This window comes from Actinomadura chokoriensis, assembly GCF_039529475.1.
GTDB classification, from domain to species: domain Bacteria; phylum Actinomycetota; class Actinomycetes; order Streptosporangiales; family Streptosporangiaceae; genus Spirillospora; species Spirillospora bangladeshensis.
This window is the reverse complement of the sequence record NZ_BAAAMW010000010.1, coordinates 286,332-295,252: the sequence shown is the minus strand read 5'-3', so window position 1 is coordinate 295,252 and position 8,921 is coordinate 286,332. Positions and strand designations below refer to the sequence as shown.

At 70.6% G+C, this 8,921-nt stretch carries 11 protein-coding genes; 8 read left to right on the top strand and 3 right to left on the bottom strand.

Annotation, left to right across the window (positions count from 1 at the left end):
- The 3 genes from ABFX46_RS23180 to ABFX46_RS23170 form a co-directional block, all read left to right on the top strand.
- Positions 1-348: arsenic resistance protein (locus ABFX46_RS23180; RefSeq protein ID WP_428831294.1), on the top strand; the 348-nt coding region annotated here is incomplete at its 5' end.
- A gap of 149 nt (positions 349-497) precedes the next feature.
- Positions 498-1,151 carry an arsenate reductase/protein-tyrosine-phosphatase family protein gene (locus tag ABFX46_RS23175; protein ID WP_346045078.1) on the top strand — a complete coding sequence of 218 codons (654 nt, stop codon included), beginning with the start codon at positions 498-500 and terminating at the stop codon, positions 1,149-1,151.
- Complete coding sequence (locus ABFX46_RS23170; RefSeq protein ID WP_346045076.1) at positions 1,144-1,563, top strand: arsenate reductase ArsC; 420 nt, start codon at positions 1,144-1,146, stop codon at positions 1,561-1,563. The genes ABFX46_RS23175 and ABFX46_RS23170 overlap by 8 nt, the downstream gene beginning before the upstream one ends.
- Before the next feature lie 128 nt (positions 1,564-1,691).
- Here the strand turns inward: ABFX46_RS23170 and ABFX46_RS23165 are convergent, their stop codons facing one another.
- On the bottom strand, positions 1,692-2,048 hold the full coding sequence (locus ABFX46_RS23165) for an ArsR/SmtB family transcription factor (protein ID WP_346045074.1): 357 nt from the start codon (positions 2,046-2,048) through the stop codon (positions 1,692-1,694).
- An 88-nt stretch (positions 2,049-2,136) separates the two neighbouring features.
- On the opposite strand from ABFX46_RS23165, the gene ABFX46_RS23160 reads away from it, so the two are divergent.
- A complete protein-coding gene (locus ABFX46_RS23160) occupies positions 2,137-3,231 on the top strand; it encodes a flavin-containing monooxygenase (RefSeq protein ID WP_346045072.1) in 1,095 nt (364 codons plus the stop codon).
- A gap of 29 nt (positions 3,232-3,260) precedes the next feature.
- Here ABFX46_RS23160 and ABFX46_RS23155 read toward each other — a convergent pair whose 3' ends face one another.
- A complete protein-coding gene (locus ABFX46_RS23155) occupies positions 3,261-3,626 on the bottom strand; it encodes a metalloregulator ArsR/SmtB family transcription factor (protein WP_392744473.1) in 366 nt (121 codons plus the stop codon).
- A 78-nt stretch (positions 3,627-3,704) separates the two neighbouring features.
- Here ABFX46_RS23155 and ABFX46_RS23150 point away from each other — a divergent pair, with 78 nt between their 5' ends.
- The 4 genes from ABFX46_RS23150 to ABFX46_RS23135 are packed head-to-tail and all read left to right on the top strand — an operon-like array spanning position 3,705 to position 7,991.
- Positions 3,705-3,851 carry a hypothetical protein gene (locus ABFX46_RS23150; RefSeq protein WP_346045071.1) on the top strand — a complete coding sequence of 49 codons (147 nt, stop codon included), beginning with the start codon at positions 3,705-3,707 and terminating at the stop codon, positions 3,849-3,851.
- 51 nt (positions 3,852-3,902) lie between these two features.
- Positions 3,903-5,582: an FAD-dependent oxidoreductase gene (locus tag ABFX46_RS23145; protein WP_346045069.1), complete on the top strand. Its 1,680-nt coding sequence runs from the start codon at positions 3,903-3,905 to the stop codon at positions 5,580-5,582.
- 15 nt (positions 5,583-5,597) lie between these two features.
- The gene (locus ABFX46_RS23140; protein ID WP_346045067.1) at positions 5,598-6,923 is read left to right on the top strand and encodes an MFS transporter; all 1,326 of its coding nucleotides are present in this window, start codon (positions 5,598-5,600) and stop codon (positions 6,921-6,923) included.
- A gap of 3 nt (positions 6,924-6,926) precedes the next feature.
- Positions 6,927-7,991 (top strand): ArsO family NAD(P)H-dependent flavin-containing monooxygenase, encoded by a 1,065-nt coding sequence (locus ABFX46_RS23135; protein ID WP_346045065.1) that lies wholly within the window; start codon positions 6,927-6,929, stop codon positions 7,989-7,991.
- Between the two features lie 67 nt (positions 7,992-8,058).
- Here ABFX46_RS23135 and ABFX46_RS23130 read toward each other — a convergent pair whose 3' ends face one another.
- On the bottom strand, positions 8,059-8,433 hold the full coding sequence (locus tag ABFX46_RS23130; protein WP_346045064.1) for a hypothetical protein: 375 nt from the start codon (positions 8,431-8,433) through the stop codon (positions 8,059-8,061).
- Positions 8,434-8,921: the final 488 nt, after the last annotated feature.

The window sequence follows — 8,921 nt, the reverse complement described above, 5'->3', positions numbered from 1 at the left end:
ACCATCGTCATCCTGTTCGCCCTCCAAGGCGACACCATCACCGGCCGGCCCACCGACGTCGCCCGCATCGCCCTGCCACTGCTGGCCTACTTCGCGCTCATGTGGGGCGGGTCCTTCGCTGTTGGACGTGCCGTCCGGCTGCCCTACCCGCGCACCGCGACGCTCGCCTTCACCGCAGCGGGGAACAACTTCGAACTGGCCATCGCCGTCGCCATCGGCACCTTCGGCGTCACCTCCGGGCAGGCCCTGTCAGGCGTGGTCGGGCCGCTGATCGAGGTCCCGGTCCTGGTCGGGCTGGTGTACGTGTCGCTGTGGCTGCGTCGCCGATTCCAACCCGCCGGGCGGTGACACGACGATGACCGCCGCCTGCGAGGCGCGCGAACCGAGTTCCTTCACAGCCGTACCAGGCGGGCCGGTCCGGTTAGAGCGGCGAGTAGGGGCCCCTGGCCGGTGACGGCCTTGAGTGTCGTCCGCCAGATGTGTCGGGGAGGCGAACGGTGACCTGCACACCAGGCGAGGCATTGTTCGATCGCATTGCGGCGCGGCTGGCCGCCAGGTTCCATGGCCTGGTCTCCGTCGAGACCGCCCGCCGCCTGGTCACCGACTCCTACCGGCAACTGCACGCCACCGCCAGAGTCGACGCCCACCTGGTGGTGCTGGCCGAACGGTTCGCCGCCGCGCGGCTCACCGCCCTCGCCCAAGCCGAGGGACGGCTCGATAAACCGGTCCCCGAGGTGCTGTTCGTCTGCGACGCCAACGCCGGCCGGTCCCAGATGGCGGCCGCGCTCGCCATGGCCCGGGGGTGCGGACGCCTACACGCCCGCTCGGCCGGCACCGCGCCGGCGGCGGAACTGGAGCTGGCCGTCGTCGACGTCATGGCCGAGATCGGGGTCGACCTGTCGGCTGAGTTCCCCAAACCGCTGACCGACGAACTGGTCGCTGCTGCCGACCTAGTGATCACGCTGGGCTGCGGCGGCGCCTGCCCACTCCTGCCGCACACCCGGTACCTGGACTGGGCCGTCCCCGACCCGGCCCATCAACCGTTGGCCGAGATCCGCCGCATTCGCGACGAACTCGACCTGCTCGTCACCGACCTGCTCACCACCCTCGACCAGCCCGGCCTCGAACAGCGAAGGAACGCCGATGCCTGATCAGGCTCGCTCTGCCAAGCCCAGTGTCCTGTTCGTCTGCGTGCACAACGCCGGACGCTCCCAGATGGCCGCCGCCTACCTCACCCACCTGGCCGGTGGCCGGATCGACGTGCGCTCCGCCGGGTCCGCGCCGGCCGACCAGGTCAATCCGGCGGTGGTCGAGGCGATGGCGGAGGAGGGGATCGACATCTCCGCTGAGACCCCCAAGGTGCTCACGGTCGACGCCGTCCAAGCCTCCGACGTGGTCATCACCATGGGCTGCGGTGACACTTGCCCGGTGTTCCCCGGCAAGCGGTACCTGGACTGGACCCTCGATGACCCTGCCGGACAGGGCGTCGGCGCCGTCCGCCCGATCCGCGACGAAATCCGCAAGCGCATCGAGAACCTGGTCAGCGGGCTCCTAGCGGAGTAGTGAAGGAGAAGGCGCACAGCCGGGCGCCGAGGGTGGGACGTCCTCGGCAACGTGTGCTCTGCCCGGTCTGTCTGCTCCAGAGCCGGTCCGTCCCGGACGTACGGTGACAGCCGCGCCAGGGGGAGGGGTCAGTTGCCGGGTGGGCAGCAGGTGTGCAGGTAGGCGCGGAGTTCGGCGAGTGACCGGTCGACCGCGGCGGAGTCGATGCGGTAGAAGACCTGCTTGCCGTCCTTGCGCGAGGTGAGCAGGCCGCCTCGGCGCAGCAGTGCGAGCTGCTGCGAGGCGTTGGACTGGCCGACCCCGAGCCGCTTGGCGACCGTGCCGACGGTGAGTTCGATACCGCCGGCGAAGAGTTCGAGCATCTGCTGCCGCTGCTCGCTGGCCAGCGCCTTGAGGAACTCGCGTGCTCCGGCGCCGAGCTGAGCGGCCGGCGCCGCCCCGCAACCGCCCGGTGCCGGAGCCACCTTTTCGACCGGCTCGACCATCGCTACTGGCTCCTCCCCGAGGTGTGCGCTCAGCATACGCCACATATCGATACTTCATTATTTTATGAAGTGTTGATATGTTCACCTCATGCTTACTGCACCACTCGTCATCATCGGCGGCGGCCAGGCCGGTCTAGCCACCGCCCGCATCGCCCGGTCCCTCGGCCTGGCGCCCATCGTCCTGGAGGCGACAGGCCAGCCGGCCGGGTCCTGGCCGCACTACTACGACAGCCTCACCCTGTTCTCACCGGCCCGGCGTAGTGCATTGCCCGGAACAGAGTTCCCCGGCGATCCGGACGGCTACCCCACACGGGACGAGGTCGTGGCCTACCTGACCGACTACGCCGCCCATCTGGACGCCGACATCCGCACCGGTCACCGAGTCGAAACGGTCGTGGCTGCCAAGGACGGCACACGACCGGGGTTCGAGGTGATCACGACGAGCGGCGAGATCTTCGCCGCGCCGCTGGTGATCGCCGCAACGGGCGGATTCAGCCGCCCCCACCGCCCGGACCTGCCAGGACTGGACGGCTTCCCCGGCACAGTGCTGCACTCTTCCGACTACCGCCGTCCCGGCCCGTTCACCGGCCAGCGCGTCGTGGTGGTGGGAGGCGGGAACTCGGCCGTGCAGATCGCGATCGAACTGGCCGCGGTCGCCGACGTCAGGCTGGCGACCCGGCACCCGCTCCGCTTCATGCCCCAGCGCGTGCTGGGGGTTGATATGCACATCTGGTTGCAGCGCACCGGGCTGGACGCCGCAGGGTGGGCGCGTCCGCTGCTGACCGGCGGCAGGGGCACCCCGGTGTTCGACACCGGCACCTACCGGGATGCCATCGCCACCGGCAACCCCGACCGCCGCCCGATGTTCACCCGCTTGGACGGCGATCAGGTCTTCTGGAGCGACGGAACCCGCGAACACATCGACGTCGTACTGCTGGCCACCGGGTTCCGGCCGGGCGTGGAATACCTCGCCCCGTTGGGCGCACTGGACGGCGACGGGCAGCCCCGCCACCGCGGCGGAGTCTCGGCCACCCATCCGGGACTGGGATTCGTCGGGCTGGAATGGCAGCGCTCCTTCGCCTCGGCCACCCTGCGCGGAGTCGCCGCCGACGCCCGGCACGTCCTCACCCGGCTGCGCCAGCAGACACGCACCCTCGACGGCGCGCTGAAATCGACCCCATGACCGCTTCCCGAGCAGGACAGCGTGTGGAATCAGGCCGGGACTAGAGCCGGCAGGGCGAACAGACCCGACAGTCGGGTCAACCTGTCCGGCACCACCCGGTAGTACACCCACGTGCCGCGCCGCTCACCCTCGATCAACCCGGCCTGGCGCAGCACCTTCAGGTGGTGCGAGATGGTCGGCGCGGTGAGCTCGAACGCGCCCGTCAGATCGCACACGCATGCCTCGCCCCCGTCCACCGAGGCGATCATGTTCAGCAGACGCAACCGCACCGGGTCGGACAGCGCCTTGAACACCCTGGCCAGCTCGGCGGCCTCCGCCTCGCTCAACGCCGGACCGCTCAATGGCGCGCAGCAAACAGGGTCGGTCACGTCCTCAAGCTCCAGCATCTTAGACATGCATCTAATTTGACATCCATCTATCCAGTAATGCAAACTGGCGCCTGCTTAGACAAGCATCTAAACAAGGAGTCGGAGATGAAGACGCTGCTCGCCCGGATCACCGCCCGGCGCGTCATGGCCGTGTCCTTCTGTGAGACCTGCGGCCAGGTCTGCACGCCCGCATGCCGCTCCGCCGCACACATCGACCGCGTGACGACCGCCGCCTACCGCACCCGCCTCTGACAACATTCCCCGGCGCCCGACACCCATGACCGAACCGACAAAGGAGTCATCGTGAACGACGAAACCGGACGACCGGAGCCAGCAGCCTCCCCGGACGCCCCCGCCAGCGCAAGCAGCTGCTGCGGTGTCAGCGCGTGCTGCACCGACGCCGAGCAGGCCGTAGACCCCGGTGCCACCGTCCAGCAGGCCAAGACCGACGCCGGCTGCGGCTGCGTCGAGCAGGGGCCGCTCGACGGGCTGCCGGTCGTGGTGATCGGCGCCGGACCGGTCGGGCTGGCCGCCGCCGCCCATCTGGCCGAACGCGACCAGGACTTCCTCGTCCTGGAGGCCGGGGAAGAGGTGGGCGCGGCGATCTCAGAGTGGGGACACGTCCGGCTGTTCTCGCCATGGCGATACGACACCGACGCCGCCGCCCGCAGGCTTCTGGAGCCGACCGGGTGGCGTCTGCCCGACCCCGAGGCCCTGCCGACCGGCGCCGAACTCCTCCGCGACTACCTGGCACCGCTCGCCAAGGTCCCCGCGCTGGCCGGACGGATCCGCACCGGCACCCGCGTAGTGGCCGTGACCCGCCACGGCGTGGACGTGACCCGCACGGTCGGCCGCGAGGAGCGCCCGCTGCTGGTCCGCGCCGTGGGCCCGGACGGAGCCGTGGACGACATCGCCGCCCGCGCGGTCATCGACGCGTCCGGCACCTGGGGCCGCAGCAACCCGCTCGGCCACTCCGGCCTGCCCGCACCCGGCGAGGAGCAGGCAGCCGCCCGCATCACGGGCCCGCTGCCGGACGTGCTGGGCCGCGACCGGTCCCGCTTCGCGGGCCGCCGCACGCTGGTGGTCGGGATGGGGCACTCGGCCGCCAACACCCTCCTCGCCCTGGCCGAACTCGCCAAGAACGAGCCCGGCACCCGCATCACCTGGGCCGTGCGTGGCGCATCGGTGGCCCGGCTCTACGGCGGCGGCGACGCAGACGGCCTTCCCGCACGAGGCGCGCTCGGCACCCGCCTGAAGGCCGCCGTGGACAACGGTGAGATCGACCTGGTCCGCGGCTTCACCATCACCGGCGTCGCCACCCCGGACGGTGAAGCCGGATCCGTCCAGGTCAACGGCCAGACCCCGGACGGCCCGCGCGTCCTGGAAGGCGACATCGTGGTCGCCGCGACGGGGTTCCGGCCCGACCTGGACATGCTGCGCGAAGTCCGGGTCGAACTCGACCCCGCCACCGAGGCACCCGCCAAGCTCGCCCCACTGATCGACCCCAACTTCCACAGCTGCGGGACCGTCCCGCCGCACGGCGAACGCGACCTCGCCCACCCCGAACCCGGCTTCTACCTGGCCGGGATGAAGAGCTACGGCCGCGCCCCCACCTTCCTGATGGCCACCGGGTACGAGCAGGTCCGCTCCATCGCCGCCGCGCTCGCCGGCGACCGCGACGCCGCCGACACCGTCCAGCTCGACCTGCCCGAAACCGGTGTGTGCTCCACCAGCCTGGTCACCGACGACCTGCTGCCGGGCGCCGCCAACCCGAGCGCCGGCCAGGATGACGGCTGCGGGACTTCGTGCTCCACCGAGGCGACGCCCGCCCCGGCCGCCCAGGCCGAACCCGACGGCGGGTCATGCTGCGGCCCCGCGGCCCCCGAACCGGTCAGCATCGGCATCGGAGTCCCCGCTGGCCTGGGATTCGCAACCGGGCACGTGCACGGCTACTCCGGAGAGGCCGAACACAGTGGTGCCTGACGGGGCGACGACCTGATGAGCCAGGGCACTCCCGCACCGGGGCCGGCGGCGGACACCTCCGCCGCCGGCCCCGGCACGGTGTCCCGCGTCCCGCTGCTCGCCCTCTGCGTCACCGAGATCACCAGCTGGGGCGTGCTCTACTACGCCTTCCCCGTCCTCGCGCAGGACATCACCCGCGACACCGGCTGGTCCACCGCCGCCATCACCGCCGCGTTCTCCGCCTCGCTCATCGTCGCCGCGCTGGCCGGCGTCCCGGTCGGCCGCGCGCTGGACCGGCGCGGCCCCCGCGTCCTGATGACCGGCGGCTCGGCGCTCGCCGTGCTCGCCGTCCTGGCCGTGGCCGCCGCGCCCGCCCTCTGGACGTTCGCCGGAGCCTGGCTGCTGGTCGGCGTCGCGATGTCCGCCGTGCTGTACCAGCCCGCCTTCGCCGCGCTCACCCGCTACTACGCCCCGCACCACCTCGCCGCCCTGACCACTCTCACACTGGTCGCGGGCCTGGCCAGCACCGTCTTCGCGCCACTCACCGACACACTGTCGGCCCACCTGACCTGGCGCGGCGTCTACCTCGTGCTGGCCGCCGTCCTGGCGGTCGTGACCGTCCCGCTGCACCTGCTGGCCCTGCACCGCCCCTGGCCCCCGCCACCCCAGGCCGCACCGGACAAGCCCAGCCGCCCGCAAGGCCGGACCGGGTCCGAGGTGTCGGCCACCATGCGCAGCAGGCCGTTTCTCCTATTGGCCGCCGCGCTCACCCTGTCGGCGATCGCGATGTACGCGGTAATGATCAACCTCATCCCGCTGCTCACCTCACGCGGCGCCAGCGGCAGCACCGCCGCCTGGGCACTCGGCCTCGGCGGCATCGGCCAGGTCACCGGACGCCTCGGCTACGGCGCCCTGGTCCGCCGCACCACCGTCCGCGCACGTACCGTCTGGATCCTCGCGCTGTCGGCCGCCACCACCGCGGCCCTCGCCGCCATCCCCGGACCCGTGACACTGCTCATCGCCGTCGCCTTCCTCGCCGGCACGACCCGCGGCATCGCCACCCTGCTCCAGGCGACCGCCGTCTCCGACCGCTGGGGCACCGCGTCCTACGGCGCCCTGTCGGGCATCCTCGCCGCTCCCATCACCACCGCCACGGCCGTGGCGCCCTTCGCCGGAGCCGCCATCGCCGCCGCACTCGGCGGCTACCCCCGCATGTTCCTGGTGCTGACCGGCGTCGCCGTCCTGGCCGCAGTACTCGCCGCCGGTACCGCACCGGCCCGCACCACACGCCGCACATCGTCCGCGACGTCGACCGCGCGCACTCCCGCCCCGCGCCTGGAGCCGCGCAGGAACGAGGAATGACACATGCCTACCAATGTTCTCGACGTCGGCGTCATCGGTGGCGGTCAGGCAGGTCTGGCCGCCGGTTTCTACCTGCGCCGCAGCGACAGGGAGTTCTCGATCTTCGACGCACAGGAAGAGCCGGGCGGAGCCTGGCCGCACATGTGGGAGTCGCTACGGCTGTTCTCACCCGCCCGCTACAGCTCGCTCCCAGGCTGGCCGATGCCGCCCTGGAACCACGGCTACCCACCCGGCGCCCACGTCGTCGACTACCTGACCGCCTACGAGAAGCGCTACGACCTGCCGATACACCGGCCAGTGCGCATCCAGGCGGTGCATCGCGACGGCGATCTCCTCCGTTTGGACAGCGCGACCGCGTCCTGGTGGGCCCGGCACGTCATCAGCGCGACAGGGACCTGGTGGCGCCCCTACCTGCCCTACTACCCCGGACGCGGCGACTACCAAGGCCGTCAACTCCACACCGCGCAGTACCGCACGTCCGATGACTTCCGCGAGCAGCGCGTCCTGGTGGTCGGTGGAGGCAACTCCGCCGCCCAGATCACCGCAGACCTGCACTCGCGGGCGACAACGATCTGGACGACCCTGCGCCCGCCGCGCTTCCTCCCCGACGACCTCGACGGACGTGCCCTCTTCGAGCTGGCCACCCGCCGTATCCGCCAGCTCCGCGATGGGCACGCCGACTCCGGCGGCATCAGCGGGCTAGGAGACATCGTCGCCGTGCCTGCGGTACGGGACGCCCGGGACCGGGGCGTTCTGCGCGCCCAGCCGATGTTCGACCGCCTCACCCCAACCGGCGTGGCCTGGCCCGACGGCAGAATCGAGGACTGCGACGCGATCATCTGGTGCACCGGCTTCCGCCCGGCGCTGAGCCACCTCACGCCGCTCGGCCTGCGTGACGGGACGGGGCGCATACCGACCGGCGGTGGAACCCGGTCATTGGCTGAACCCCGGCTGCACCTGCTCGGATACGGCGACTGGACGGGCCCCGGCTCGGCGACCCTGGTCGGCTCTGCCAGAACCGCCCGAGACGCCGTCCGCGACATCACCGCCCAACTCGACCTCGAATAGACCGCCGGCACACCTCCCGGCCGTGTTCTCTGCGGGCAGGCTGGATCCAGTAGGTGCCAGAAGGTGTCTATCCCGCCGGTGCCGTGGGGACGTCCGGCAGGAGTGCCTTCAGCACGGCACGCAGTTCTGCGTAGCGCCTGCGTTGAAACCCGGTGAACAGCACGGTGTGCGAGTTGCCTCCGATCGCCGTCTCTTTGGTCGTCCCCAGCGCCTTCACGGTCTTGACATCCTCGGCTGTAGCCATGAAGACGCACCCGTTGACCAGCATCGTGGGATCTTTCCATTGCACTTGGACGATGTCGGCCAAGGGGATCACCGTGTACCGCTCGGCTGCCATGCGCGCCAAGCCGCTTCGGTGTATCTCCACGCGGTTGCCGTGCAACGTCACCGTGGCCAGATGCGCCTTGATCGTTCGGGGCTCACGCTTACGGAGGTCGGCCATGACCGCATCCTCGCACCGCCCGGGAGCCGTTACCTCCGCCGATTAGCGCAATCACCTGACCGCCGTCGGCTCCACCAAGATCACCATTATCTCTTCTACCAGCCGGGGCTGCGCAAGCCACGGCCAGGCTGGTGAGCAGATCGCGTCTCCGTTGCGTAAGCGGTCAGCGCCATCGAGTGCTTATTCCGTCCAGAGTACCCGCCGCCATCGGCTTCGGTGTTCGGCCTGGTACGTGTGGATCAGGTCGGACAGGCGGACCAGGGTGTGGTTCGACAGCAGGATCGTGGCAGGGTAAGACAGTAACGAGCCTCGCGCTGGAGGGATCGGATCCTGGTGACTGCCGTCTTGCCGACGACACCTCATCGCCCTATGCCTTCTCGCACTTCTGACCTGCACCGTCAGGGTATTAACGGTTCATTTAGTTCGTTCCCTGTTAACATTGGCCGCTGACGCTCGATTCGAGCGCCACCTGGTTGGCGATAGGCCGG

Bases quoted from the DNA above. Each gene is read 5' to 3' on its own strand.
- ABFX46_RS23150 (WP_346045071.1), top strand. From the start codon at position 3,705: ATGAAGACGCTGCTCGCCCGGATCACCGCCCGGCGCGTCATGGCCGTG.
- ABFX46_RS23160 (WP_346045072.1), top strand. From the start codon at position 2,137: ATGCTTACTGCACCACTCGTCATCATCGGCGGCGGCCAGGCCGGTCTA.
- ABFX46_RS23155 (WP_392744473.1), bottom strand. From the start codon at position 3,626: ATGTCTAAGATGCTGGAGCTTGAGGACGTGACCGACCCTGTTTGCTGC.
- ABFX46_RS23130 (WP_346045064.1), bottom strand. From the start codon at position 8,433: ATGGCCGACCTCCGTAAGCGTGAGCCCCGAACGATCAAGGCGCATCTG.
- ABFX46_RS23170 (WP_346045076.1), top strand. From the start codon at position 1,144: ATGCCTGATCAGGCTCGCTCTGCCAAGCCCAGTGTCCTGTTCGTCTGC.
- ABFX46_RS23140 (WP_346045067.1), top strand. From the start codon at position 5,598: ATGAGCCAGGGCACTCCCGCACCGGGGCCGGCGGCGGACACCTCCGCC.
- ABFX46_RS23165 (WP_346045074.1), bottom strand. From the start codon at position 2,048: ATGGTCGAGCCGGTCGAAAAGGTGGCTCCGGCACCGGGCGGTTGCGGG.
- ABFX46_RS23135 (WP_346045065.1), top strand. From the start codon at position 6,927: ATGCCTACCAATGTTCTCGACGTCGGCGTCATCGGTGGCGGTCAGGCA.